The 25,994-nt window shown below is 56.5% G+C and carries 29 protein-coding genes; 11 read left to right on the top strand and 18 right to left on the bottom strand.

The features are described 5' to 3' along the window. Positions 1–3 precede the first annotated feature (3 nt). A complete protein-coding gene (locus tag AC2FLX_RS13555) occupies positions 4–456 on the bottom strand; it encodes an iron-sulfur cluster assembly scaffold protein (protein ID WP_480750872.1) in 453 nt (150 codons plus the stop codon). Positions 457–523: 67 nt separating this feature from the next. On the opposite strand from AC2FLX_RS13555, the gene hisI reads away from it, so the two are divergent. Beyond that, complete coding sequence (gene hisI / locus AC2FLX_RS13550) at positions 524–883, top strand: phosphoribosyl-AMP cyclohydrolase (protein WP_480750873.1); 360 nt, start codon at positions 524–526, stop codon at positions 881–883. A 2-nt stretch (positions 884–885) separates the two neighbouring features. On the opposite strand, the gene gluQRS is transcribed toward hisI, so the two are convergent. From gluQRS to AC2FLX_RS13530, 4 genes are all read right to left on the bottom strand, one after another. Continuing rightward, positions 886–1,731 carry a tRNA glutamyl-Q(34) synthetase GluQRS gene (gluQRS, locus tag AC2FLX_RS13545; protein WP_496809614.1) on the bottom strand — a complete coding sequence of 282 codons (846 nt, stop codon included), beginning with the start codon at positions 1,729–1,731 and terminating at the stop codon, positions 886–888. Then, positions 1,728–2,342: a class I SAM-dependent DNA methyltransferase gene (locus tag AC2FLX_RS13540; RefSeq protein ID WP_496809613.1), complete on the bottom strand. Its 615-nt coding sequence runs from the start codon at positions 2,340–2,342 to the stop codon at positions 1,728–1,730. The genes gluQRS and AC2FLX_RS13540 overlap by 4 nt, the downstream gene beginning before the upstream one ends. Before the next feature lie 37 nt (positions 2,343–2,379). Beyond that, positions 2,380–3,720 carry a methylenetetrahydrofolate--tRNA-(uracil(54)-C(5))-methyltransferase (FADH(2)-oxidizing) TrmFO gene (gene trmFO / locus AC2FLX_RS13535; RefSeq protein WP_496809612.1) on the bottom strand — a complete coding sequence of 447 codons (1,341 nt, stop codon included), beginning with the start codon at positions 3,718–3,720 and terminating at the stop codon, positions 2,380–2,382. Positions 3,721–3,987: 267 nt separating this feature from the next. After that, positions 3,988–4,773 (bottom strand): enoyl-CoA hydratase, encoded by a 786-nt coding sequence (locus AC2FLX_RS13530; protein WP_480750877.1) that lies wholly within the window; start codon positions 4,771–4,773, stop codon positions 3,988–3,990. A gap of 58 nt (positions 4,774–4,831) precedes the next feature. On the opposite strand from AC2FLX_RS13530, the gene AC2FLX_RS13525 reads away from it, so the two are divergent. Then, entirely contained in the window at positions 4,832–5,275 is a 444-nt protein-coding gene (locus AC2FLX_RS13525; RefSeq protein WP_496809611.1) for a PaaI family thioesterase, read from the top strand. A gap of 63 nt (positions 5,276–5,338) precedes the next feature. Here AC2FLX_RS13525 and AC2FLX_RS13520 read toward each other — a convergent pair whose 3' ends face one another. Continuing rightward, a complete protein-coding gene (locus AC2FLX_RS13520) occupies positions 5,339–5,566 on the bottom strand; it encodes a DUF1127 domain-containing protein (protein WP_496807155.1) in 228 nt (75 codons plus the stop codon). Between the two features lie 100 nt (positions 5,567–5,666). On the opposite strand from AC2FLX_RS13520, the gene AC2FLX_RS13515 reads away from it, so the two are divergent. The 6 genes from AC2FLX_RS13515 (at position 5,667) to AC2FLX_RS13490 (ending at position 10,727) form a co-directional block, all read left to right on the top strand. Further along, complete coding sequence (locus AC2FLX_RS13515) at positions 5,667–7,070, top strand: aminotransferase-like domain-containing protein (RefSeq protein WP_496743879.1); 1,404 nt, start codon at positions 5,667–5,669, stop codon at positions 7,068–7,070. 163 nt (positions 7,071–7,233) lie between these two features. Further along, positions 7,234–7,692, top strand: coding sequence for a 50S ribosomal protein L13 (gene rplM, locus AC2FLX_RS13510; RefSeq protein WP_496743883.1), 459 nt, complete (start codon positions 7,234–7,236; stop codon positions 7,690–7,692). A gap of 6 nt (positions 7,693–7,698) precedes the next feature. Then, positions 7,699–8,181, top strand: coding sequence for a 30S ribosomal protein S9 (rpsI, locus tag AC2FLX_RS13505; protein ID WP_480750883.1), 483 nt, complete (start codon positions 7,699–7,701; stop codon positions 8,179–8,181). 135 nt (positions 8,182–8,316) lie between these two features. Next, complete coding sequence (locus AC2FLX_RS13500) at positions 8,317–9,135, top strand: glycosyltransferase family 25 protein (RefSeq protein ID WP_496809610.1); 819 nt, start codon at positions 8,317–8,319, stop codon at positions 9,133–9,135. Between the two features lie 168 nt (positions 9,136–9,303). After that, positions 9,304–9,672 (top strand): group I truncated hemoglobin, encoded by a 369-nt coding sequence (locus AC2FLX_RS13495; protein WP_480750885.1) that lies wholly within the window; start codon positions 9,304–9,306, stop codon positions 9,670–9,672. Further along, positions 9,669–10,727, top strand: a complete 1,059-nt coding sequence (locus AC2FLX_RS13490; protein WP_480750886.1) for an adenylate/guanylate cyclase domain-containing protein — start codon at positions 9,669–9,671, stop codon at positions 10,725–10,727. Before AC2FLX_RS13495 ends, AC2FLX_RS13490 begins: the two co-directional genes overlap by 4 nt. A 16-nt stretch (positions 10,728–10,743) precedes the next feature. On the opposite strand, the gene AC2FLX_RS13485 is transcribed toward AC2FLX_RS13490, so the two are convergent. From AC2FLX_RS13485 to guaA, 10 genes are all read right to left on the bottom strand, one after another. Beyond that, positions 10,744–11,358 (bottom strand): TetR/AcrR family transcriptional regulator, encoded by a 615-nt coding sequence (locus tag AC2FLX_RS13485; protein ID WP_480750887.1) that lies wholly within the window; start codon positions 11,356–11,358, stop codon positions 10,744–10,746. After that, a complete protein-coding gene (ppk2, locus tag AC2FLX_RS13480) occupies positions 11,351–12,220 on the bottom strand; it encodes a polyphosphate kinase 2 (protein ID WP_480750888.1) in 870 nt (289 codons plus the stop codon). The genes AC2FLX_RS13485 and ppk2 overlap by 8 nt, the downstream gene beginning before the upstream one ends. Before the next feature lie 49 nt (positions 12,221–12,269). Continuing rightward, positions 12,270–13,229 (bottom strand): alpha/beta fold hydrolase, encoded by a 960-nt coding sequence (locus AC2FLX_RS13475; protein ID WP_496809609.1) that lies wholly within the window; start codon positions 13,227–13,229, stop codon positions 12,270–12,272. After that, positions 13,213–14,130, bottom strand: coding sequence for a homoserine O-acetyltransferase MetA (metA, locus tag AC2FLX_RS13470; RefSeq protein WP_496807152.1), 918 nt, complete (start codon positions 14,128–14,130; stop codon positions 13,213–13,215). Before metA ends, AC2FLX_RS13475 begins: the two co-directional genes overlap by 17 nt. 37 nt (positions 14,131–14,167) lie before the next feature. Next, positions 14,168–15,040: an ATPase gene (locus AC2FLX_RS13465; RefSeq protein WP_480750891.1), complete on the bottom strand. Its 873-nt coding sequence runs from the start codon at positions 15,038–15,040 to the stop codon at positions 14,168–14,170. Between the two features lie 46 nt (positions 15,041–15,086). Then, positions 15,087–16,031 carry a DMT family transporter gene (locus tag AC2FLX_RS13460; protein ID WP_496809608.1) on the bottom strand — a complete coding sequence of 315 codons (945 nt, stop codon included), beginning with the start codon at positions 16,029–16,031 and terminating at the stop codon, positions 15,087–15,089. 60 nt (positions 16,032–16,091) lie between these two features. Next, a complete protein-coding gene (locus AC2FLX_RS13455; RefSeq protein WP_480750893.1) occupies positions 16,092–17,258 on the bottom strand; it encodes an OmpP1/FadL family transporter in 1,167 nt (388 codons plus the stop codon). A 143-nt stretch (positions 17,259–17,401) separates the two neighbouring features. Further along, positions 17,402–18,295 (bottom strand): DMT family transporter, encoded by an 894-nt coding sequence (locus AC2FLX_RS13450; protein ID WP_480750894.1) that lies wholly within the window; start codon positions 18,293–18,295, stop codon positions 17,402–17,404. A gap of 77 nt (positions 18,296–18,372) precedes the next feature. Next, complete coding sequence (locus tag AC2FLX_RS13445; RefSeq protein ID WP_480750895.1) at positions 18,373–19,086, bottom strand: class I SAM-dependent methyltransferase; 714 nt, start codon at positions 19,084–19,086, stop codon at positions 18,373–18,375. Between the two features lie 40 nt (positions 19,087–19,126). Beyond that, a complete protein-coding gene (gene guaA / locus AC2FLX_RS13440) occupies positions 19,127–20,686 on the bottom strand; it encodes a glutamine-hydrolyzing GMP synthase (protein WP_496743897.1) in 1,560 nt (519 codons plus the stop codon). A gap of 246 nt (positions 20,687–20,932) precedes the next feature. On the opposite strand from guaA, the gene AC2FLX_RS13435 reads away from it, so the two are divergent. Beyond that, entirely contained in the window at positions 20,933–22,477 is a 1,545-nt protein-coding gene (locus AC2FLX_RS13435) for a trimethylamine methyltransferase family protein (protein ID WP_480750897.1), read from the top strand. On the opposite strand, the gene AC2FLX_RS13430 is transcribed toward AC2FLX_RS13435, so the two are convergent. Next, positions 22,478–22,777 (bottom strand): DUF6477 family protein, encoded by a 300-nt coding sequence (locus AC2FLX_RS13430; protein ID WP_480750898.1) that lies wholly within the window; start codon positions 22,775–22,777, stop codon positions 22,478–22,480. It lies immediately after the preceding gene. Between the two features lie 240 nt (positions 22,778–23,017). Here AC2FLX_RS13430 and AC2FLX_RS13425 point away from each other — a divergent pair, with 240 nt between their 5' ends. Continuing rightward, positions 23,018–24,160: a DUF6456 domain-containing protein gene (locus AC2FLX_RS13425; RefSeq protein ID WP_480750899.1), complete on the top strand. Its 1,143-nt coding sequence runs from the start codon at positions 23,018–23,020 to the stop codon at positions 24,158–24,160. A 79-nt stretch (positions 24,161–24,239) separates the two neighbouring features. Beyond that, positions 24,240–25,166 carry a LysR substrate-binding domain-containing protein gene (locus tag AC2FLX_RS13420; RefSeq protein ID WP_480750900.1) on the top strand — a complete coding sequence of 309 codons (927 nt, stop codon included), beginning with the start codon at positions 24,240–24,242 and terminating at the stop codon, positions 25,164–25,166. Between the two features lie 48 nt (positions 25,167–25,214). Here AC2FLX_RS13420 and AC2FLX_RS13415 read toward each other — a convergent pair whose 3' ends face one another. Then, complete coding sequence (locus AC2FLX_RS13415) at positions 25,215–25,763, bottom strand: peroxiredoxin (protein ID WP_480750901.1); 549 nt, start codon at positions 25,761–25,763, stop codon at positions 25,215–25,217. Positions 25,764–25,994: the final 231 nt, after the last annotated feature.

Raw genomic sequence — 25,994 nt, 5'->3', positions numbered from 1 at the left:
TGTTCATGCGCAATTGGCTTGCTCTGCCTTTGCCATTGCTTCTGCCGTGGCATCCAAAACCAAAAGGATTGAAGCGTGGCGATTTTTATAGTCGCGAGCTGGCATCAACACCTCCAGCCCATCAAAAGGGGCATCTGGTGCAGGTCCGTCGTTCTTGAGCATCGCCTTGAGTTGATCTCGGGCGGCTTCAACCTGTTGTCGCGTCGCGCCTATGATGGCGCCCCCTACGACCGATGCCGATGCCTGTCCCAATGCGCACGCTTTTACGTCCTGCCCAAAATTGATGATTTTGCCGTCTTCGACCTTGATGTCGACTGTCACGGTTGATCCACAAAGGGGCGAACGCTTCTTGACTGTTGCGTCCGGGTGTTCCAGCCGTTCGAGATGCGGAATATCCGCCGCGAGCGCCAGTATGCGGCCGGAATAAAGCTTGATCAGATCGGTCTCGCCGGACATGGGTTTCCCTCGTGGTCTGTTCCCCATACATAGTGGCCGTGCTCCGGGATGCAAAAGGTTTTTGTCCATGATGTTCGATCCTTCTTCGCTGAAATACAACGATGCCGGCCTTGTTCCTGCAATAGCCCAGGATGAGGCATCAGGCGAAGTTCTGATGATGGCCTGGATGAATGCTGAGGCAGTTGCGAAGACGCTGGAAACAGGTCGCGTGACCTATTGGTCCCGATCGCGTCAGGCCTTCTGGGTCAAGGGTGAAAGTTCCGGCCACGTGCAGGAATTGGTGGACTTTCAGGTCGATTGCGATCGGGATTGCTTGTTGGTGAAGGTCCGACAGACCGGCCCAGCCTGCCACACCAACCGGCGGAGCTGTTTCTATGTCGCGGTTCGGAACGGTGAAGAAGTGGAGTTGATGGCACCCGAGGCCTGACCTCAAAGCCCGACCAAGGCCCGGATATCTTCCGGAGTCGCGCCGTCGTCGCGAAATTTCCCTATTGCTCGGGCATCATCACGCTTGGCCAGACGTTTGCCGAACTCATCACGGATCAGGCGGTGATGGTGATAGATCGGTGTTGGAACGCCCAAAAGTGTTTGCAAAAGAACGTGAATCCGGGTGGCTTCGAACAGATCCTCGCCCCTTGTGACATGAGTGATCTGTTGATCTGCATCGTCGACAACGACCGACAGGTGATAGGAGCTTCCCATGTTGCGCCTAACAAGGATGATGTCGCCAACACCAGCCAACAGGACGTCCGGTTCAAGTCGATGCAAACCGGTATGTTGCGGGCCGGTTTCCTGAAATGAACGACGATCAGTGCACGCCAGCGCCTTTGAGATATCAAGACGCAGAACATCATCGGGCCCGGTCTCCGAAATGGGTCGCGCGCGGCAAGTCCCCGGATAGATCCGCCCGTCAGGTCCGAATTGCGGTACGCCTTCTTGTGGCGCGCCCGCTGCGGCCTCGATGTCCGTGCGATTGCAGCGGCAGGGATAGACCACACCCTCGGAAATCAGGTGTTCCAGAGCTTGCCTGTAACGGGGCAGTCTGCTGCTCTGGCGTATGACGGGTTCTGGCCATGACAAGCCTAGCCAAAGCAGGTCGTCATAGATTTGGGTTTCCCAGTGCAGCCGGGATCGCGAGGTATCGATATCCTCGATCCTCAACAGGAATGTACCACCATTGTCGTGGGCCATGTCTCGGGCGATCAGCGCAGAAAAGGCGTGTCCCAAATGTAGAGGTCCGGTAGGCGAAGGGGCAAAACGGGTCGTTATTGTCACGCTTTTTCAACAACGTATACTTCGGACCTCAGGTTCAATCCCGGAAGGTGCGTTCCATGTTCGCGGAACAATAGTCGTGCAGCACCCATATCAAGCCATTCGCTTAGGCGACCCGTATACGCACGATCCGCCAAAGCATGATCATTGAGCGAAAATGCGAGCAGACCACCCTTTGGCAACGCCTTCATTAGCAGGTCGAAAGTTGAAGGCGGAGCGGCGCCGACGCCCAGAACCCCGGCGGCGGTAATGGCCTTGTATGATCCTTGAACGAGCGGGTTCGGATTGGTGATGTCGAAAGTTTTCAAATCGCGATAAACATTCTTGGCAGCCGCTCCCTCAAGCATCTTGGGGGTAGGATCCATGCCGTCGATGGTCTTGAATCCGACCCGTGACAAGGCAACGCCTGACAAACCTGTTCCGCATCCATAATCCAGAATCGGCGTGTCGGGTTCCGGGAGCTTCGACCAAAGCGCTTCAGCTATGCGGCCCGGTGTGACATAGCCGTTCTCCCCGATCTCCTCGTCATAGGTCGCGGCCCATTTCTGATAGTGCTCGCGCGTGGCTTCGGGCGACTGCAGATCGTAAGTGTTCTTCAGAAATTTCTCACTCATACCTGAACATTAGGCATGAGATTTCGCGTACGTCCAGTCAGGATTGCGCCAACCAATCCAGCCAGGCCGCTTTGGCCCGGTCAGTATAGGCCTTGTAACGATCCTTGCGGCCGCGGCGACCGCCTTTCAGACCGTCGACAGGGCGGAACAGGCCAAAATTCACGTTCATTGGCTGAAAGGTCTTGGCCTCGGCCCCGCCTGTAATGTGATGGATCAAGGCCCCCATCGCACTGTCCTGCGGAACTTGTGGAAGGTGATCGCCTAGGATTTCAGCTGCGGCGAAACGGCCAGCCAAAAGACCCATGGCGGCGCTCTCGACATAGCCTTCGACGCCCGTGATTTGCCCGGCAAAGCGGATGTTTGGCTGCGATTTCAACCGCATCTCGGAGTCTAGCAACGTGGGTGAATTGATGAACGTGTTGCGGTGAATTCCACCTAGCCGCGCAAAGCTGGCGTTTTCCAAACCCGGGATCAAGCGAAACATGTCAGTCTGGGCACCGTATTTCATCTTGGTTTGAAAGCCAACGATATTGAATAAAGTTCCCAGCGCATTGTCGCGACGCAGTTGAACAACCGCATAGGGCTTTACATCCGGGTGGTGAGGGTTTGTCAGGCCAACCGGCTTCATTGGCCCGTGGCGCAAAGTCTCGCGCCCGCGTTCCGCCATGACTTCGATTGGCAGGCAGCCATCAAAGTATCCTGCCGTTTCACCTTCATGAAACTCGGTTTTGTCTGCGTCCAGCAGCGCATCGATGAACGCTTCGTATTGATCGCGATCCATCGGACAGTTCAGGTACGCAGTGCGCTCCTCTTCGGTATCGCCCTTGTCATAGCGCGACTGCATCCATGCCTGCGACATGTCTATGCTGTCGGCATAGACAATGGGGGCAATGGCGTCAAAAAAGGCCAGCGACTCGGCACCGGTTTTCTCCCTGATCGACGCTCCAAGTGTGGGCGAGGTCAGGGGGCCGGTCGCAAATATCCATGTGCCGCTGCCGGGCAGCGTTGTCACTTCCTCCTCAGAGATCGAGACGCGAGGATGCGCACGCAGCTTCGCCGTCACGGCCTCCGCAAACGGATCACGATCAACGGCCAGAGCCCCGCCGGCCGGCAGGCGATGCGCATCTGCCGTAGTCATTATCAGGCCGTTCGCCGCGCGCATTTCCCAATGCAAAAGGCCAACCGCGTTCTGTTCGTCGTCATCCGAGCGAAACGAGTTGGAACAAACCATCTCGGCCAGATTGCCGGTCTGATGCGCAAAAGTACCGACTTTGGGGCGCATTTCGTGGATGACCACATCAACGCCCATTTCCGCCGCCTGCCAGGCGGCCTCGGACCCGGCCATGCCGCCGCCAACGATATGCAATGTCTCAGTCATGCTGAGCCACATAGGGCAGGGCACCACTTAGTGCAACGCCAGAAAGCTTGTCGCGATTTTGGGGGGATTTGGGGTCGCCGGTACGGGAATGTCAACGCCGGTGAGAGAATCCGGCCTGGAGGGACCTTCCGCCTGCGGCGACCCAAAAGTGTCGGTCAGGTCTTTGCCTTACCTAATCCTTGCCACAATAAGACCGAACTTGAAAGCAAAATGAAGGGAAGGATCAGAAAGATATCAACAAGTTGAATCAATAAGGCCACCAGCGACCTATTGTGTCCAACTTGGGTCTCTTTTTTCGATAAATGCGGCAATTCCCTCTTCGGTGTCACGGTTGAGCATGTTTTCGACCATCACCTCGCCGGTATAGGCATAGGCTTGGTCGACAGGCATCGGGATTTGATGGTAAAACGCCTGCTTGCCGATCTTGACGGCACTCCCAAGTTTCGAAGCGACGAGTTCTGCGAGGTCCTGTGCCTGCTCTGCCAGCTCCTGTGCGGGAACAGCGCGGTTGATCAGGCCGAGTTCAGTCGCGCGTGCCGCATCGATAAACTGTCCGGTGGTCAGCATCTCAAATGCCTGCTTGCGGGGAATGTTCCGGCTGAGCGCCACCATGGGGGTAGAGCAGAACAGGCCGATATTTACGCCATTCACACCAAAGCGGGTACCGTCGGCCGCAATTGCCAGATCGCAGGTGGCCACAAGCTGACACCCTGCGGCTGTTGCGATCCCGTGTACCTGAGCGATCACGGGTTGCGGTACTTGCTGGATCGTCATCATTACGCGGGCGCACCGGTCGAAAAGATCCTTGAAGTACGCGCGCCCCTTGTCCTCGTTTTGGCGTCCTGCGGTCATCTGTTTCAGGTCGTGACCCGCGCAAAATGCCTTGCCCGCTCCCGACAGGATCACCGCGCGGATTTCCCTGGCCTGGTGCAACGCATCCAGTTCCATCTGTAGTGCCGCGAGCATTTCGTCACTCAGGGCGTTCAGCCGATCCGGCGCGTTAAGGCGTAAGTGCCGAACGGCGTCCGTGTCGTGACGTTCCAGAATTGCCATCTTGCTCTCCCCTCGTAAGTCGGGGCAACTCTAAGCACAGAAATGGAGGAGGGGAAGAATGTCGTTGGCAATGAACAAGGAAGAACTGGCGGATTACCTGGCCGAGGTGTTTCCGCAGGTCAAAGAGGATTTTGCCATCGACAATCTAACCGAGGAATCAGTGACTATGCGTCTTCTGACTGCCGAGCGGCATTTGCGCCCGGGCGGGACAGTGTCTGGGCCGTCAATGTTCGCCTTGGCGGATGTCAGTGTCTACGCGATAGTGCTTGCGCGCTTGGGGCGCATGGCGCTAGCTGTTACCACAAATTGCTCGATGGACTTCATGCGCAAACCGGAAGGCGCCGCGCAAATGAGAGCCGAATGCCGGTTGCTCAAGCTTGGGCGCACCCTGGCCGTCGGGGATGTTCTCATGTTTTCGGAAGGCTCCGACAAGCCTGTTGCGCGCGCAACGATGACCTATTCGATACCGCCCGCAGGGTCAGTTGCAGCCTCGGCGGGTTAAAAAAGGCCGGGGAACGTCCCCGGCCCAGGAAGAGGTCCCGAAATAACCGGGACTGGGGATAGTTTACAGCTGCCAGAATCGCAGGCTCGCCTCGCGACGGGACTGCATTCGCGTCAGCCCAACATCCTTGAGCAGCCTGTCGTCCAACCGGCTCAGGTTGATCCGGCTGCGGCGGCGTTGCTCCCAACGTGTCACGGTCGCGGCAAAACGCACGGCCAGAGCAGCGATCAGCGGCAGCCGGGGGCTGGCGTTCAGCAGCGACAGGGCGGGGTTGTGCATTGCGCGTGTCATGACGGATGTCCTTTCCAAATTGTATTGACACAATATTGAGCTGATTGATACAAGTGCTTGATACATTCCGGAATCACCTAAAGGCAAAGGAAAGATTGTAATGAGTACAATTTGGACCGATGCGCTGCCTCAAACCCAAGGACCCAAGTATACACTGGTGGCCGACACCATCAGAAAAGCGATAGATTCAAAAGCTTTGGATGTAGGCGCCAAGTTGCCACCAGTCCGCGAACTGGCATTCAAACTGGGTATTACACCCGGAACTGTGGCGCGGGCCTATACGGTTCTAACGGATGAAGGTTTGCTTCAGGCCGAGGTGGGGCGCGGTACATTTGTCGCCCCTCCGAAATCTCCGATCATGGATGACGTTTGGTCCAGGCAACTGCATTTGCAAGAGGCGGAAAATGAAAGGCATGTCAGCCTGTTCAGTCCCCGGTTGGCGGACGTGGGGCAGGTGGCGCTTATACGAGAGTGCTTGAACAAGGTGGCGCGGGCCGATCCGGCGATGTTCCTGAACTATCCAACGCGCGACGCATACCAACCCGCTCGTCAGGCGGTTGTGGATTGGCTGTCCGAACTGCCGCTCGGGCCTGTGACGTCCGACGATATCGTTTTGACGCATGGCGGTCAGAACGGTTTGTGCGTCGTGTTCCAGACGATTCTGAGTGGCCCGAAACCTGTTCTTCTGGTCGAAGACCTGTCTTATGCCGGGTTCCGGCGCGCCGGAGAGTTGATGCGTGCGGAAGTGATCGGGATCAGGATGGACAAATGGGGCATCAGCCCCGAAGCGATGGATCATGTCCTGCGTCAAACTTCGGCGCAGGCGGTTTGTGTATCTCCCGAAGTGCAGAACCCGACCGGCAGCCACTCTCCCCTGGAGCGGCGCAAGGAAATCGTCGCGGTTGCGCGCAAGTATGATCTGCAGATCATCGAGGATGACTGCTATCGGATGGGCGATGCGCGCGCGCCAAGCTATCGCGCTTTGTCCCCGGAACGAGGGTGGCATGTTTCGTCGATCTCGAAAACTTTGACACCCGCTTTGCGAGTCGGATTTGCAATCGCCCCAGAAGGGCGAAGTGGGGATTTGAGGCGGTCTGCCGAGTATGGTTACTTCGGGCTGGCCCAGCCACTGGTTGAATTGACAAGGCTGCTTCTCAGCGATCCTCGGACGCGTGATCTGGCCAACGAAATCAGGGCGCGTATGTCTGAATATGTCCGTGTAGCTGTGAATTCGCTCGGAGGGTTCGATCTGGTGTGGGATCCGCAAGTGCCGTTTGTTTGGCTGAGGTTGCCCTCGGGGTGGCGGTCAGCGGCGTTTACGCGAGCTGCCGAGCGGGAAGGAATACAGTTGCGCTCGGCAGACGAATTCGCTTTGCGGGATGGCCGTGCGCCGAACGCGGTGCGCATCGCCATGAACGCGCATGTTTCGCTGACACGGTTCGAAGAGGCAATGCTTAGGTTGCGCAAACTTCTGGACAACCCGCCAGAGCAAATTAGTGTGTAAGTATATGGGGTAAAATAATACCTATTTTTTAAGGCATTAAAAACAAACAATTAAATGGATGTTGGCGCACTTGACGTGCAATCAATCGGCAAATAAAACCCGAGCATCGAATTCGGGCCGGCCCATTGGGTCGGTCTTTCACATCAAACAGGACTATCCTGCCATGAAAACCTTTTCTGCAACACCTGCAGACATCGACAAGAAGTGGATCCTGATCGACGCCGAGGGTGTTGTTCTGGGCCGTCTTGCCTCGATCGTCGCCATGCGCCTGCGTGGCAAGCACAAAGCGTCGTTCACCCCGAACATGGACATGGGCGACAATGTCATCGTGATCAACGCTGACAAAATCCAGATGACCGGCAAGAAGCGCGAAGAGCACTTCTATTGGCACACTGGCCACCCGGGGGGCATCAAGTCGCGCACCAAGCAGCAGATCCTTGAAGGCGCACACCCCGAGCGCGTCGTGACCCAGGCGGTCAAGCGCATGCTGCCGGGCAACCGTCTGGCGCGTCAGCAGATGACCAACCTGCGCGTTTACGCCGGTGCCGAGCATCCTCATGAGGCGCAAGCGCCCGAAGTTCTGGACGTGAAGTCCATGAACAAGAAAAACACCCGGAGCTAATGACCGATGGCTGATCAGATCAATACTCTCGAAGAGCTGAGCGCCGTCGCAGGCGTTGAAACCCTGGTTGCAGACGAACCGCGAGAACCCGTTCGCGACGAGCTGGGCCGTTCATATGCTACTGGCAAGCGTAAAGACGCCGTTGCCCGCGTTTGGATCAAGCCGGGTTCCGGAAAGGTCACCGTGAATGGCAAAGATCAGGACGTCTATTTTGCACGCCCCGTTCTGCAGCTGATTCTGCGTCAGCCGTTCCAGGTTGCCGGTGTCGAAGGTGAATTTGACGTTGTCGCAACCGTCAAGGGCGGTGGCCTGACCGGTCAGGCCGGCGCGGTCAAGCACGGCATCTCGAAAGCCCTGCAGCTGTACGATCCGAACCTGCGTGGCGCACTGAAAGCCGCTGGCTTCCTGACCCGCGACAGCCGCGTTGTGGAACGTAAGAAATTCGGTAAGCGCAAGGCCCGCCGTTCGTTCCAATTCTCGAAGCGTTAATCTTCGGGTTCCAAGTTTCAAAAGGGCCGCGCCGGGTGCGCGGCCTTTTTTGTGCGATCTTTCCATTTTCTGCCCTAGCGCGATACTAATGCGCATGCGCGAAGCGGTTGGATAGGTTGGCGGGCGAGCAGCGATATGCAAACCGGAATATTCTACATCAATCTGGACCGTGTTCCCCAGCGCCGGGAATTCATGGAGCAGCAGTTCAACTCTTTGGAACTGGCGGCGACGCGTTTCAGCGCTGTCGATGCCAGCAAGCCTCCAGGAGCATTCGGAAACGGGTATCGTCCCGGCAGCGGCCTGCGATGGGGGTTGAAGCTTAGCGAAATCGCCTGTTTCGAAAGTCACAGGGCCATATGGCAGCGGGCGGTCGCTGATGATCTCGCTGCCGTAGCGATTTTCGAGGATGACGTGCAAATGTCCTGCAGTGCGGGTCGTGTCATCAGGGCTTTTCTCGAAGCGTCAGAAGAGTTCGACATGGTCAAACTCGACTATTCGCCACGCGCACTTCGATTTGGGCCGAAGCAGGTTCTTAACGGCATGTGCGTAAGGCCAATGCTGGAGATGGCACCCAGTGCAGCAGCCTATGTCTTGTCCCAAGGCGGATGCCGCAAACTACTGAACTGGTCTCGATACTACTCCGATCATCTGGACGATTTCATCTCCATCCCCCGCCCAGACTGGAAGATGTTTCAGGCGTTTCCAGCCGTTGGAGTTCAGCTTGTCTGGTCGAAGTCTCCTTCGAATTTGGATGCGGTGATAAAATCCAGCGAACGGGAATCCGATCCGACCATAAACAGCAATCTTGACAAGGGACCACCATGGTTTCGCCTGCGCAGGGAGCTCTATGGTGCGGGTGAAAAATTGCGGCGCAAAGTCGGCGGTGATGCCCGCCTCAAAAAGGGTGGGGGCTTTATCGGCTTCATTCCAGGGGCTGACGATCTGAGCGTCTGATATCGCAAGTATGTGCCGCGACCGGGCAAGTTCGGACGAACCTCGGAAGGGCGTTAATGCCCAGCGATTAGATCGAGTAATGGTCGTATATTCAAAAAGTTTAACAAAAGCCGCCTTATGTACTATCCTAACCATGTTAAATGCGCAGTGGTTTTCCGGTGAGGGTGCATGAGCCAAACAATTTACGAGAAATACGGCGGGTTCAAAACCATCAGCCGGATCGTAATGACATTCTATGAGATGGCCTTGGATTCCGACCAGATCGGGGACTATTTCGCGGATATCGACATGCCGCGGCTAATGGATCATCAGACGAAATTCATCTCTTCTCTTATTGGCGGGCCAGCCTCGTTCAGCGATGAGAGGATCGAGGCGGTTCATCGAAATCTCAACATCAGCCATACTGATTTCGACGAGATGACCAACCTGTTTGCCAACGCTCTGGCGGCGCATGGCTTGACGGAAGAGGATATAAGGACGGCATTGACGGCCATCGAAGGTAAACGTTCCATAATTGTTGTCCGGGACGCGGCATGAGTATTGCCGCCATCAACGAGCATCTTTTGCGTGCGATTGGTGTCGGAATTGCCGTGGTCCGTGCCTCGGATCTAACGTTTGTATTTCAAAACGAACCCTTTGCCGAGTGGTTCGGAAAACCGGAGGCAGAGGCCACTCTGACCGACGTCCTGCAGGGGTTGGACACTGCGGAACTGGATAATGTCCGCACCAATGGTCTGCGATATACGATCGAATTACAGATCAAGCCCAAGCGGCGGACGCTGATATTTGCGATTGCGATTTCACTGGCCAACTCGTTGGATGAAAAAATACTTGTCGTCGAATGCCAGAACATCACCCGAATCCGTGAGCTGGAAAGCATGATCGACAGCTATTCGACAATGGTCGAGCGGAACACGCGGGAACTGGAACGCGAGAAGGAAAGGGTGGAGCGGCTGCTTTTGAACCTCATGCCAAGATCGGTATATGAAGAGTTCAAGACCTTTGGCGTCGTTACCCCGCAGCTTTACGAGAGTGTCTCGGTCGTGATGCTGGACTTTGTCGATTTCACGGATTTTGCCGCGAAAACCGATCCCACGATAACGCTGGGAGAGTTGAACGATATCTTCACCGCTTTCGATCGGATCGTCGAACAATACGGGTGCGAACGGATCAAAACCATTGGGGATGCCTATCTTGCGGTATCCGGCATGCCCGATCCGACTCCGGATCATGCAACCGCGGTCGCGCATTGCGCCACCCGTTTCTTGAGGTATCTGGAACGACGTAACGAAAGCCATCCGCACAAATGGCGGGCGCGGATCGGGTTGGGAACAGGTGCTGCCGTCGGTTCGGTCGTGGGCATCCAGAAATATGTCTATGACGTTTTCGGCCCGGCCGTGAACATGGCTTCTCGTCTTCAGGTCTTTGCCAATCCGATGAAGATCGTGGCACCGGAAGAGATGAAATTTGCCTTGATCGACGAGTTTCAGGTGTCTGATTTGGGGCCGGTGGATATCAAGGGAATGGGAACCGTTGACTTGATCAACGTCACGTCCCAGCTTCGCAAGCCGCACCCCAGCCCACGGTTTTGACTTTCCCTGTGATCATTCACTCATCTGGCGCGATCAGGCCCAATCCACGCAGATAGATACCGATTCCGGTTTCCAGAAGGTCTTCAGGAGGAAAGGGCGATGCTGTTCCCGTATTTCGGGCATAGAGTTCGACCACGCCGTGGCTCATCGCCCAGATATGTGCACTGAACATCGAGGCGGGGGGGCGTTTTTCGGGTGGGATGTGCTGCGACAGATCGGCCGCCGCCTTTTCCAGAACGGCCTTGGCGCGGTTGGCTGCCGCAGCGAGTTCGGGGGTTCGGTTCAACGATACTCCGCTTTCGAACATCGATATGTAGTGACCCGGATGTTTTCGGGCAAAGGCCAGATAGGCGCGTCCCGTTGCTTCGAACGCGGCCAAAGCAGATGGTTGCCCTTTGTCATAGGCGTATTGCATCAGGTCGGCGAACATTTCGAAACCCTGGCGCGCCGCCTCGGCAATCAGATCTTCGCGCCCTTCGAAGTGGCGATAGACTGCTGCCGGGGTGACACCCGCAGTCTTGGCCGCTTCGGACAAAGTGAAACCAGTCGGCCCCTTTTCCTCGATCAGCTTGAGGGCTGCATCGATCAAAGCCTGTTTGAGATTTCCGTGGTGATAGCCGCGTTTAGACATCCCAGATTTCCGGGCCTCCACAGATTTTCCGATCGACCGGACCAATGGCGTCATCGTCCTTTTCGTCATAGTCGATTGCAGTCAAGATGGTTCGGATTGCGGCCAGCCGCGCACGTTTCTTGTCGTCTGAACGCACCACAATCCATGGGCTGACCTCCGCATGGCTGAGGGTCAGGGTTTCGGATATTGCATTGGAATAGGCATCCCATCTTTCCAGCCCCTTGATGTCGATGGGGCTCAGCTTCCAGTGCTTCAGCGGGTCGGTTTCCCGGGCGAGAAACCGGCGCAATTGTTCGGCGCGGCCAACGTTGAGCCAGAATTTGAACAACTGAATCCCATCGTTGATCAGGCCCTGCTCCAGCGGCACGACCTGACGGAAAAAACGTTCCCGCTCGGCTTCCTTGCAAAACCCGAATACATGCTCGACAACCCCGCGATTGTACCAGCTGCGGTCGAAGAACACGATCTCGCCTGCAGACGGAAGATGTTGAATGTAGCGCTGAAAATACCATTGGGTGCGTTCGGCGTCAGAAGGCTTCGACAACGCGACAACGCGCGCACCGCGCGGGTTAAGGTTCTCGCGAAAGCGTTTGATGGTTCCGCCCTTACCGGCGGCATCGCGCCCTTCGAAGATGATGGCGATCCGTTTTCCGGTTTCCTTTACCCAGGCCTGCAGCTTAACCAGCTCGATCTGCAGCAGTTCCATTTCGCGGTCGTAATGCTTGCCCTTCATTTTCTCCTTGTGCGGATAGGACGGGGAAAGAATGTCGTCCTTTCCGGCCTTGTCGATGGCTTTCCGGATTTCATCGGGTGCATCGTTCTTAAAAAACGCGGTGATCGCGCCAGTTTTCGGTTTGGCCATTCGGCGTCTCCCAATGTTTTCCGGAATTTACTATGGGATGTGAATCCGATTAACGCAAACCCGCACGTTCCGCGGCGCGGTTGATTGCGGCGACAACGTCGGGAACCGAAACCACCTGAGGCATATGTCCCATGTCTTCGACCACAGCCAGGTTGGCATCCGGTATCTGACGGGACAGCGAGTTGGAGTGAAGGTCAAGGTCGACGGTGTCGTCGGCGGTTCCATGGATGATTTCGGTGGGAACAGCTATTTCACCATAAAGCGGATAGAGCGCGTGTATCTCTTCCAATAGATTGGCCCGCTGTCTCGCATTGGCCCGCATGGAGTCTCTGCGCAAAGTAAGCCCGGAACCAAAATGGCTCAAATAGCCATCGGGTACCGCTTGCGGTGAAAAAACCGCGTCAAACACACTGTTGATGTAAGTTTCCGGAACGAAGGCTGTAATCAACGGGGAAAGAAGTTTACCCCCAACAGGATGAGACGTGACACGGTGATAAAGATCCAGGGGCGTTGACCAGGGGTTCGATGCGGCTGCCACGGGGACCAGCGCCGCAATGTTGTCAGGGTGCCTGACGGCCCAAGCCAGGGCCACAGCCCCGCCATAGCTTTGGCCCACGACAATCGGTTTGTCTGCCCCCAACTGCGCCGTTGCCTTCTGCAGGATATCTGCCTGTTCGAAAATGCTTTCGCCATTGGGGTTGAAGCTTTCCGAATAGCCAAGCCCGGGGCGGTCGAAAACGATCACGCGATAGTTTTGTGCCAAAGCCGGAGCCAGCGCAAACGTCATATCGCGCGTGTTGCCGGACGAGCCGTGGATCAGCACCACATCCGGACCTTGGCCCATGACCACCGCATGAACCCGCACACCATCCACGGTCACAAATTCGCCTTCGGGGGGGAACTCGACCTCGGCGCGCGCCTCCAGGTGGCCTGCACGCCATGTTGCCAGCGCTGTCAGGCCTGCGGTTGCAAGCCCTATGGATATCAAGAGTTTAACGGCCAATTTCATCCAGATCGAAGGGAGTTGTCTGATATATTTCGTTGATCCAGTTACCATATAGGAGATGCGCGTGACTTCTCCAGCGGTTCTGCGGAATTCGGGACGGATCGTCGTCCGGATAATAGTTGATCGGTACGTTGATCGGTGTTCCGTTCGACACGTCACGATCGTATTCCTGTTTCAACGTATCGCTGTCATATTCGAAATGATTGAAAATATAGATCGCGCGATGATCGGGGTCTTCGACCAGACACGGGCCAACCTCGTCACTGCCAAGCAAGGTGCGCAGGGCGGGAACCAGGTCGATCTCGTCTTGTTTCATTTCGGTCCAGCGGCTGACGGGAATGACGCAATCGTCCGAGAAACCGCGCAGAAAGGGAGAGGCCGGGGCAAGGTTCCGGTGGCGAAAGCACCCGAACGCCTTGGCGTCCAGCATGTGTTTCTTGACGCCGTGAAAGTGATTGATCATCGCCATACCGCCCCAGCACACGCCAAAAGTGGAATGTACGCTGGTTTGCGTCCATTCAAAGACTTCCCGCAATTCTTCCCAATAGGTGACGTCATCAAACTCCAGATGCTCGATCGGAGCGCCGGTAATAATCAACCCGTCGAACTTTTCGTCCCGGACCTCCTGAAAAGGGCGATAGAACTCCTCCATATGTTCAGCGGCGGTATTCCTGGTCTGATGCTCGGTCATGCGGATCAGGCTCAGCTCGATCTGGAGCGGGGTGGCCCCGATCAATCGCGCGAACTGGTTTTCGGTCTGGATTTTTTTGGGCATCAGATTCAGCAGACCGATATGAAGCGGGCGGATGTCCTGCCGCATTGCCTGATCTTCGGACATGACCATGACGCCCTCCTTGGTCAGGACGTCATAAGCGGGCAGGTCGGACGGGATCTTGATGGGCATCAGTGCGGACTTTTTCGTTTAGAATGAAATCAGTTAATTAGGTGCCTTGGACACGGCTCTCAAGGGTGCGCTCGATCAACTCATCGAAATCAGACGCATCGCGGATCGCGGCGATCTCGTTGGCGCTGACCGCAATACCCCAGTTTCTGGCCATGGCGTCGTATCTGGGCTGACGATGTGCCAGGGCCTGGGCATAGGTCCAACGGATGAACGCATCGGGATCAACATCACCGGCGGCACAGTCATTGGCCGCCAGGTATTCATCCCAGACCCTGCTGAGAAATTCGGGCTGATAGGACATCGGCTTTGGCGCCTTGTCAAAGCGGCGGATCAGGCTTTCGGTGTGGGCGTCATCTCCCTTGATCCAGATCATCAGCGTATGGCGTGACAGTTCGGAAAGAACCTGATCTCTGGGATCATCGGGATTGACCCATTCACAAATCGATCCGCCGGTATCGCAGATGAAATGCGGGTAGCCATAAAGACGCTGCGCCCGGTCAATGAAATACTCGGTATCCAACAGGGCGTGTATCTCGGCCAGACGGAACTGTTCCTGACGGCGGCGATATTCGGAAATCTCCAGCCCGCCAAGCGCAGGATTGCCCGGCTTGCCAAGGTAGGTCGCAACAGGCGTCAGGTTTTCGAAGGAAATGTTCGACCCGATATAGATCGAATCCGACAGCAGCAGATCGCGCAGAAACGGGATTTTCATCGCTTCGGCTTTGGCATTGTCGGTAATGTACTCGCCCATGTACCGGGTGCCGATGCGATAATCGATGGAGTAATGAAACCATTGCCCCTGATCACGCAGAATGTTCGAGACATAGGTTTTCCCCAGTCCCGACATTCCGAAAAACAATATCTTCTTGCGCGGCGCCTGACGCCAATCCTGTGCCGAGCCGTAAATCATGCCCCACCTTCCTTTTGGCCCTTGCTAAATCGGGGGGCAGGCGGCGTCAATTGCGGTTACGTCCGGATTTTTTGAGGATGATCAAGCCTGCGGCCAGCAACGCAAAGCCGCCAAATGCCTGCGGGGAAAGAGATTCATTGCGCAGAAACAGTCCCAACACAATTGCAACCGGCGGGATAATGAGGGTCACCAACATCAGGTTGCCACTGCCAGCAGTCGACAAAACCCGATAATAGAGCAGGTAAGCCCCGGCTGTGGCGACCAGTGAATAGTATCCGATCGCGATCCAGGTAACCGGTTGCAGATCGAAAGCCGGAACACCCTCAAACATCAATGTCGCAGGAAGAAGAACTGCGGTTGAGCCGCTCAGCATGCCTGCGGCAGCGATTGGGGGTGGAAGGTGTGAAAGCCTCACACGCGCCCATGCACCGGCACAGGCATAGGAAAACGCGCCCGCAAGTACAGCGATCTGCGCCGAGTTCTTCAGGTCGAGATTTGTAAGATTGTGCAATCCGATAGCGGTGGCAACGCCCAGAAATCCCAAAACCACACCGATCACCCGTCTCGGCGTCAGACGTTCGTCACGAAATAGCGCGGCGGCCACAATGACGCCGAAAATGGCGGTAGTGGCATTCAGTATCGAGGTAAGTCCGCTTTCGATATGAAGTTGCCCCCACGCCATCAGCCCAAAAGGCAAGACGTTGTTCAAGAGACCCATCACCAGAAAGGCCAACCAGACCTCCGGGGTTCGGGGCAACGGAAGACGTTGAAGAAAAACAACCATCCACAGCACGCACATGGCCCAGAATGTGCGATGAAGCACGGTTGTCAGAACCGGCACCTCATCCAGTGCAATGCGGATCGAGACGAACGAAGCGCCCCAGATTACCCCCAAGAGGATCAGTTCGGCCCAGGCCTGTGGAGAAAGATGTTTCTGCTGCATGGTTTCCAGGTATTGCCACGCGCCCAACTCAGCTGCGACCCGAAACATGCGAAATAAAAAACGCCCCGCTGTTCAGACGGGGCGTCGATTTTTTGGGCTGATAGGGCGTCAGTCCAGAGCGTAGGTGATCTGGAAGCCAACGCTCCAGGCGCTGTTGCCCGTGAACGTGGCCCTGGCATTTGGGCCCGCGCCATTTGCAGTCGCGTCCCCGATATCCGTATAGCGGACACCGCCAGAAATCTTTGCTTTTTCCATTGTATAGGTGCCACCGACACCGACACTCCAGAAACCATCAGTCGGGCCAAGGTTCGACACGCTGCCTCCTGTTGAGGTCTCATAGCCAAGTGTGATTGCCCCGGAAAACTGCTCGGTAAAGCTCCTGCCGATACCCAGGGTATAGGTAAAGGTCGGGTCGTCGTAGTCGACGAGATTGGTGGTCGGGGGATAGTTTGGCGGGTTATAGACCAACTGCGGCCAGTCCACCCAACGGATGCTGCCAAACAAAAGGGTGTTTGCGGCAATGCCGGTCTGGAAATCGAGGTTCACGGATTGGGGTGTTTCGATTTCGCTGTTGGTATCGAACGATGCGACAAACCCGGGCGGGATGGGCGGAACCGGTGGCGGGTTCAGGGATTCCGTCTGCGACAGGTCGTGAGTGATCGCCGAGTTGTAGGTCAACGCGATGCGCGCCGCGATGTCGGGGCGTTCCCAGGCAAACCCAACCACATAGCCGAAATCGGTCGATGCGCTGGTATTCACCTCGTAGCCGGCGGCGATCGGAACCGCGACATTCGCTTTGACGCGCTGCGCGCGAACGCCACCAATTGCGCTGAACCCGTTGTCAAACTTGTAGCGCAGCAAAGCGGTGATTGCATCCGTGTCCGCCGTCGCGCGAAGAATATCCGAACGACCGCCGGGAATGGGGTTGATCGAAAGGGGGTAATTGGCCGCATAGGCAATATCGGCGCCAAATGGCTGGTCATAAATCAGCGCGAAATCCAACCGTTCGTTCAACTCGCGCTTGTAGGCCAGATGCGGCGTGAAAAAATCGTTGGCAACATTACCGGAATCGACCGGCTGGCCAAAGGTTGGCCCCGGCGTAAGGTTGGGCATCGTGCCGCTCACGTCCGGATTTGTATAGCCGAGACGGAATTGCACGACGTTGCCTTCTTCAAAAAGGATGTTCACGCCCTGACCAGATCGGTCAATACCGCCTGCATATGCTGCCGTTGCTCCCAAACTCAACGCCAGCGCACTTGAAAGTGCGATTTTCATTCTTGTCTCCCTCTTGCTCCGAATTTGCGACCTGAACTCGCTTAACGGCAATCCTCCGAACGCCAGGTTAATCTGACTGTGGGTTCGGTAACTATTCGTCTTGAAGATGAACCGTCAATCACTGACGGTGCGTTAAGATTTTCTCACCTTTTGGCGACTGTTGCCTTGCTGCCACTCTTCTCCAGCCAGATGTTCATATAATTCGCGCCAAAAATCAAAAGCGATCCCACCAGAACCCAGATATCAAGCTGCTCTCCATAAAGTAGCATGCCGATAACAGCGATCGTCGGCAGGCGCACGAAGTCTATGGGAACAACAACCGTCGCCGGGGCGATTGCCAGAGCATTTGTGATGCAGAAATGCGCAAGCAGGCCTGCCAGCCCGACGAGGATGAGATACGGGGCGGATTGCAAGCTAGGCAAAGCGATTGCACCGTCATATCCGGAGGCCGCCAGACCGAGGATAAGTTGCATCAATGTCAGCCAGAACATGATGCAACCGATGCTGGCGATACCGGTCAGCTTTTTTGTACTGATCGTTGTCAGCGCAAAGAACACCGCCGACAACCCGGCAGCCATGACGCCGATGCTCAGCGGTGTTGCACCCGGGCGTGCCACGACAAGAATACCAACAAAGCCGATGATCGCAGCAGCGGCGCGACCTCGCGTCAGCCGCTCACCCAACAGGAAGGGCGACAGAACGATCACCCATAATGGCTGCGTAAACTCCAAGGCAAAAACCTGCGCCAGCGGAATTGCTGTTACGGCAAAAAACCACAGGTTCTGTCCTGTGAAATGAACGGTGTTGCGAACGGCATGCAACCCCAGCCTCCGGGCTGACACCTGCGACCAGTTTCGGGTCACTGTGAGAACAATCGAGACGATGAGAACACCCACCAGGCTTCGATACATCATGATTTCGAAAGTATCGTGAGCAAGACTCAATTCTCGACCGGCAACCGCCATCGATGAAAACGAGGCAATTGCCCCTGTCATCCAAAGGGCTGCCTTGCCAACCTGAATGCCGTCCTGTTGCATATCGCTCTCCCGGAACTCACGAGGGACCGGAACTGGTATCAGGTCAAGCCCGATCCACTACCATGCCCAAAATGCATTCAGAACTCGTACAGCGTTGTTTGAATGCGGCCTCCAAATGCTTGTATTTCGCAAAGAACGCGTTCGTTTTGTGCGGCAAGGTTGAACGGTGGTGCGCTCAAGACCACGCCACTGTTGATGCCCAATCGGATGCCGGGGCCAGACTGGTGCTCCATATTTGGCTTGAAATCTGGCGACGACGGAAGGTGTTCGGTCACGATTAGATTTTTGCAAATAGCCGGAACCTTGGCAGCGAATGTTGCTATGTCAGCGTTGCTGAGGTGCTGCAGTACTTGCCGCACTAAAATGACGTCGGCTTTAGGCAGGGGGTCTTCTGCAAGATCGAGAACATGAAAGGTCAGGCGATCAGTGGCCTCGGTTTCTTTCAGGTGATCTATTAGCTCGGGAACGATATCGAATGCACAATATCGGCCTGCGGATGGAGCGATTTGTCTCCCTACATTGAAATCTCCACATCCAATATCCGCGACCGTCACATCGGGGCCCAGGTCTGTCAGATGGCCAGTTACTGCCAAGACGTAAGGGGCGATGACCGTGGCGTCTCGCGACCCTTCTCCTGAATGGAAAGTGCTGTCATCCGGCAGGGTACCGCTCCAGATACCGTCTTTGTAGACTTTCGAAAAAGCGTCTTTCCGAGATAACCCCTCATATGCCTGCGGCGTTGTTTTTGACCGCCTTTTTTTGAAGAATATCGAACGGAACAGGTTTTTCATTGCTTGTACCTTGATTGGTTCTGATCGATGAAGAACGCTCTTATTCCCACTCGATCGTCCCCGGAGGTTTCGAGGTGATGTCATAGGTGCAGCGATTGATGCCCTTGACCTCGTTTATGATCCGCGTGGCGGTCTCGCTCAGGAACTCGTGACTGAAGGGATAATAATCAGCCGTCATGCCGTCGACCGAGGTCACCGCCCGCAGCGCACAGGCATAGTCATAAGTACGCCCATCACCCATCACGCCAACGGTCCGAACCGGAAGGATCGCCACGAACGCCTGCCAGATTTCATCATACAGACCGTGCTTGCGGATCTGATCGATATAGACCGCGTCAGCCTCACGCAGAATATCCAGCTTTTCGCGGGTGATTTCCCCGGGACAGCGAATGGCCAGGCCGGGGCCGGGGAAGGGGTGGCGACCGATGAAGCTTTGCGGCAAGCCCAGTTCACGCCCCAATGCGCGCACCTCGTCCTTGAACAGCTCGCGCAGGGGCTCGACCAGTTTCAAGCCCATCTTTTCGGGCAGGCCGCCCACGTTGTGGTGGCTCTTGATGGTGACCGAGGGGCCACCGCTGAACGAAACCGACTCGATCACGTCGGGATACAGCGTGCCTTGGGCAAGGAATTCCGCGCCCTCGATCGTGTCGGCATGTTTCTGGAACACATCGATGAACAGCCTGCCAATGATCTTGCGCTTGGTTTCCGGGTCGGACTGGCCTTCCAGTTCCCCAAGGAACAACTCTGTTTCATCTGCATGGATCAGCTGGATGTTGTAATTGTCGCGGAACATCGAAACGACTTCCTGCGCCTCGTTCTTGCGCAAAAGACCGTGATCGACAAATACACACGTCAACTGGTCTCCGATCGCCTCGTGTATCAGGATCGCCGCGACCGAGGAATCGACACCGCCCGACAGACCGCAGATTACCTTCTTGTCGCCCACTTGCCTGCGGATATCCTCGATGGCTTGCTCGCGATATGCACCCATCGTCCAGTCGCCTGTGAAACCTGCCAGTTTCACGAAGTTCTCGTACAGTTTTGCGCCCTTGGGAGTGTGGTGAACCTCGGGGTGAAACTGAACCGCATAGAAGTGGCGGCTGACGTCTGCGGTTATGGCGAATGGCGCATTCGGGGATGTGCCATAGACCTCGAAACCGGGGGCGATCTTGCTGACGTGGTCGCCGTGGCTCATCCAGACCTGTTCCCTGCCATCGGCGAACCAGCCATCAAGAATATCCAGACTGTTTTCGGGCGTAACATACGCACGTCCAAACTCGGCAGTGCCGTGACCGCTTTCGACTTTGCCGCCAAGCTGGTGCATCATCACCTGCTGGCCATAGCAGATACCGAGGATCGGCACGCCATAGTCAAAGATATCCTGCGGAGCGCGCGGGGAACCCTCGCGCGTCACGCTGTCCGGCCCACCCGAGAATATCACGGCCTTTGGCGCCATTTCGCGCACAAAGTCCATCGTGACGGTCTGATAGGGGTGGATTTCGCAATAGACGTTCAACTCGCGCAGGCGGCGCGCGATCAGCTGCGTCACCTGGCTGCCGAAATCGATGATGAGAAGGCGGTCATGGGATGTCTGGGTCATAGCCAGCGCTTTAGGAAATGTGGCTGGTGTTGACAACAATCTTCTGCCTGCCGAGAGGTCGCATCCTTCCTTTTTTGGTCTCCGGCGATGCGCCGAGGCCAAGTCGAGTGCTTCTTGCCTCGTCGTGGCGTCCATACGCACACGATGTCGCTTTTTCCCCGATAGCGCCGTTATCCACATTCGGGCCGTTCAAGTGTTCCTGTAAATATTCATGAAAGCCAACCTAACCAAAAACGGGAACTTCTCATGTCCGAGGCAAACACCCGGCGCAGAGCACGTGGAGGCGGCGGTGCCGCGCGCCGTGCCGAGCGCACCGCAGTCCGAATCGAGACCGCGAAATACATTCAGCGCAACATTCCGAACTTCGAGATCCTGAACGAGGAAGCGCTGGAAATCATCGAGTACAACGCGGAAACGATTCTCGAAGAAGTTGGCGTCAATTTCCTCGACAATCCGGAAGCGCTTGAGCTTTGGCGTAAGGCAGGCGCCGATGTGGATGGTGAGCGCGTACGTATTCCTCGCGGCCTGGCCCGCAAGCTCTGCTCCACCGCCCCGTCGGAATTCACGCAACATGCCCGCAACACCGAGAAATCGGTTGTCATCGGGGGCCGCAACATGGTTCTGGCCCCGGTTTACGGCCCGCCATTCGTGCGCGACACGCAAGGTGGGCGCCGGTACGCCACCATGGACGATTTCAACAAGTTCGTGAAACTCGCCTACATGTCCAAATGGTTGCACCATTCGGGCGGGACCGTGTGCGAGCCGACGGACATTCCGGTGAACAAACGCCATCTGGATATGCTGATGGCCCATATGACGCTCAGTGACAAACCCTTCATGGGTTCGGTCACCGATCCAAGCCGCGCGCAGGATTCGGTTGAAATGTGCGAGATCCTTTTTGGTAAGGAATTCGTGCAGAACAACACGGTGATGACCTCGCTCACCAACATCAACTCGCCGATGACATTCGATGACGTGATGATGGGATCGCTCGAGGTCTATGCCAGAAACAACCAGGCCTGCATCGTGTCGCCCTTTATCGTCGGCGGCGCCATGGCGCCCGTTTCCGTCGCCGGTACACTGACTCAGGTTCTGGCCGAGGTTCTGACCGGTATTGCATATTCGCAGCTGGTTCGTGCGGGCGCTCCGGTGATCTTTGGTGCGTTCGTGACATCGATCGACATGAATTCCGGCGCTCCGACATTCGGCACGCCCGAAGCCGCGCACATCACCTATGGCGCCGGTCAGCTTGCGCGTCGCCTTGGCGTCCCTTATCGTTCGGCCGGGTCGTTCTGCGGGTCGAAACTGCCGGATGCACAGGCGGCATATGAGACGGCGAATTCGCTGAACATGGGGCTTCTCTCGGGCGTGAACTTCATGCTGCATGCCTGTGGCTGGCTCGAAGGTGGCCTGGTCGCCGATTTCGAAAAGTTCGTCATGGATGCGGACCAGCTGGGCGTTCTGCACGGTCTGGCCAAAGGTGTCGCATATGACGAGAACGCTCAGGCCATGGACGCTATTCGCGAGGTTGGTCCGGGCGGGCACTATCTGGGTTGCGCGCACACGCAGGCGAACTTCAAGGATTCCTTCTGGAAAACCGAGCTGTTGGACTACAAGCCTTATGAAACCTGGGAAGACGAGGGCGCCCGCGACACGCGCGCCCTGGCATCGCAGAGGGTAGAGAACCTGTTGGCCAACTACCAACAGCCCCAGATGGACCCAGCGGTTCACGAGGCGCTTTCTGCCTATGTCGCGGAAAAGAAAGCGTCGATGCCGGATGCCTTTATGTAATTAGAACAATTGAGGGGCGCGGCTGGCTTGGTACAGCTGCGCCTCGCCCATGAGCGCAATCAACAGGTCCAGATGGTGGACCAGTGAATAACCCGTGTCCCGTGACCGGCGCTGCTCATCCACTTCCCGCTCCATATCCATCAGACGCATAAGCGCAGCCCCCGAGCCGGGAATTGTCCCATATCCCAAAATCCTTTGCAGGTGCCGGTTTCGATTGTACTCCTGCGCACCGTGCCTTGCTGCTCTGATCAATACACGAGGGCGGCGAAGGGTCGACAAAATCGTGGTGATGTCCTGCATGGTGCCTCCATGAATGCGTTTGGAATGACGTCGTTCATGGCACAACTAAAACGGGTGTTGCGCCGTGATGAATACAAGCGCTCGTTGGTTTCACCAGTGTTTATCATTTTAAACGAATTCTACCTGACGCCGCGTGGTTTTAACGAACGAGTAACGAAGTCAACTCTAGGTAGATTTTGTTAACCTTAAATCCGCGGGCAAATTCGAAATTTGAGTCAACGTAGATGAGGGCGCAAAATCATGGAAAATAGCACTGCAATGTCCGTTCCGGCTTGGGTTCCAGAAGGTGCGCAACGATACCTTGCCCATACCGAAGCCGGACGGTCGATCAGGGATTTGGCTCGTTCCGCAGGGTGTCATGCCTCGACGATACTGCGTCAAATCCGAAAGATCGAAATGCGGCGCGACGATCCCCTGGTCGATGCTGCCCTTCAATCCCTGGCCGAAAAGCACTTTCCCCCTCTCACAACGCTCGGCCAAAGAAAAGGAGCCGAACCGACCGCTCGAACCTTGGGGACTCCCGAGCAACGCGAAATGACGTCAAGTGCCGACCTGTTCAATCAGGAAGCGGTTCGGATCCTGCGGCGTCTCTGCGAATCCGGGGCGGTCCTGGCAGTTGCCGAGGACATGGACAAGGCCGTCGTGGTTCGGGATGGCGGAGCGGGCGATGCAACGAGAACGGCTGTGGTCGACTGCAGGATCGCTCAGGGTCTGGCGTTGAAAGATTGGATATCTTGCGACAAGCCCGGACGTATAAGCCGGTATCATATCACTGCAACCGGTCGAAATGCACTGGGGAGCCTTTTGGCCGAGAATGAAAATCAGGCACGTGCGCGCAAGGACCGTGGTTTTGCCGAGATGCCGGCCCGTTTCATTGGACAGCGGAAGGCGGTTGATGAGGCGCGTGATACTTGCTTGAACGAAGAAGGACCCCGTCGGGTTCGGTACTCGGCTGTCGAAAGCCCATTGGCCGCGCTTGCAAGACGTCGTGACCGGGAAGGAAAGCCCTTTCTCAACGATGCTCTTGTACGCGCGGGCGAGCGTTTGCGCGAAGACTTCGAACTGGCGCAAATGGGTCCCAATGTCACTCAGAACTGGGACAGGTTTCTGACAGCGGGATGCGGCAGAGAAATCGTGAACGGCGAAGCAGGGTCCGGTGCCGCTTCCCGCGCACGCGACAGGGTGGCGCGCGCGCTGACGGATCTGGGGCCGGGGTTGAGCGATGTCGCATTGCGGTGCTGCTGCTATCTTGAGGGGCTGGAGCTAGCAGAAAAACGCATGGGGTGGTCGGCGCGTTCGGGGAAAGTCGTTCTGCGTATCGCGCTGCAACGATTGAAACGGCACTATGACGGGCAGGCGGAAAGCGACCAGTTGATCGGTTGACCGGCCTTTGTCCAAACCGGTGCTGGGCAAAGGAATAATTTGGCCTTGTGGACATGGTGGGGTTTGATAATCATCCCTTATGTCATTCACGCTCAGACAACTCAGGTATTTCAAGGCGTTGGCCGAACAACGAAACTTCGGCCGCGCCGCGTCGGTTTGCCATGTCTCGCAACCCGCTTTGTCTGTTCAGATCAAGGCCCTTGAAGATCTGATGGGCGGCGCGCTGGTCGAACGGCAAGCGCGTGACGTTGTCCTGACGCCCTTGGGGCGCGATGTTCTGGCTCATGCAAATGATGTGTTGGTCACCGCCGACAGGCTTGACCGGCTGGCGCGGGATCAGACCCGGGGCTACAGATCGTTGTCTCTGGGTCTGATACCCACCATGGCCCCATATCTGCTGCCGGGTGTTCTGGCGTCCCTGCGGGCACGGGATTTGTCTTTGCGTGTGAAGATCCGCGAGGCCCGAACTGAACAACTTTTGTCCGCTTTGCGGTCGGGTGAAATCGACGCTGCGGTTCTTGCGCTGCCAACCGGTGACAACGGCTTTGTCGAAACGGCCCTGTTCGAGGACCGGTTTCTTTTGGCGGGTTCCGCCTCGCGGCTTGTTTCCCTGACCTCAGGCCCCGACACGCTGCGTCCGATCGACCTGCAAAAGGCGCATCTGATGCTGTTGGAGGATGGCCATTGCCTGACCGATCAGGCGCTGGAGGTTTGCGGGCAGAACCGGCGAAGCAGCGGCATCAACATGGGGGCCTCGTCGCTTGGAACCTTGACGCGGCTGGTTGCCGAAGGGTTCGGTCTGACCTTGATGCCGGAACTGTCGTTGCGATCCGAATGCTCGGCGGTTCCCGAACTGAAACTGTTACGGTTCAACCAGCCCGAACCGTTCCGGACCGTCGGCCTGATCCGAAGGGAAGCGACCCGGGATACCGAATGGTTTGAGGATCTGGCACAGGTGATCCGCGACGTTGGGCGACAGATCGTTCAGGCAACCCGTACCGTTTAACAGGAAAACCCGCGGGTCTCCGCGGGTTTTCGGTTCATGGTCCAGAACTCAGGCCATGACCTCGGCCTTGGCTTCCGTCAGATGCTTGAGAACCGTTTCCGGCGACGAAACGCCATAAGGATCGTCGGGGCAGTTATCCATCAGGCCCGGTTCTTCGAACCACGCTTCGACGACACCGTCCTTGACGATGGCTGCATACCGCCAGGAGCGCATGCCAAAACCCAGATTGTCCTTGTCGACCAGCATGCCCATTTTGCGGGTGAACTCGCCCGAACCGTCCGGGATCACCTTGACGTTTTCCAGTTTCTGGTCCAGCGCCCACTTGTTCATGACAAAGCTGTCGTTGACGGACATGCAATAGATCTCGTCGATGCCGTTGGCCTTGAACTCGTCAAAACCCTTTTCGAATCCCGGCAGCTGATAGGTCGAGCAGGTTGGGGTGAACGCACCCGGCAGCGAGAACAGGACGACCCGCTTTCCCGCGAAATAATCTGCGGTGGTCTTGTCTTCCCAACGATACGGGTTCGGGCCGCCTGCGGCTTCATCCCGTACGCGGGTGTGGAAAGTCACGTCGGGCAGTTTTGCGCCTGCTTTCATGGTCTTGCTCCTTGCGGGTTCACGATTTCGGAGCGGACCTATGTCGATTCTCAAGCCGCTTCAACGGCTAAAACCGCGTCAAATTGCGTCGATATAAAGACGAGCAGGAAACGGTGTGCTTGAGGCGAATTTTGCGGCGTCGCACTCAGGACAGGCGGGCTCAAACCTGTTGCGCTTGCGCCTCTTCGACCTGTTCATCGACATCGTCAAAGGTTTTCTCGCACTTCTTGT

It is taken from the genome of Ruegeria sp. YKSF57 (genome assembly GCF_059612585.1).
This window is presented reverse-complemented; position numbering and strand designations above follow the sequence as displayed.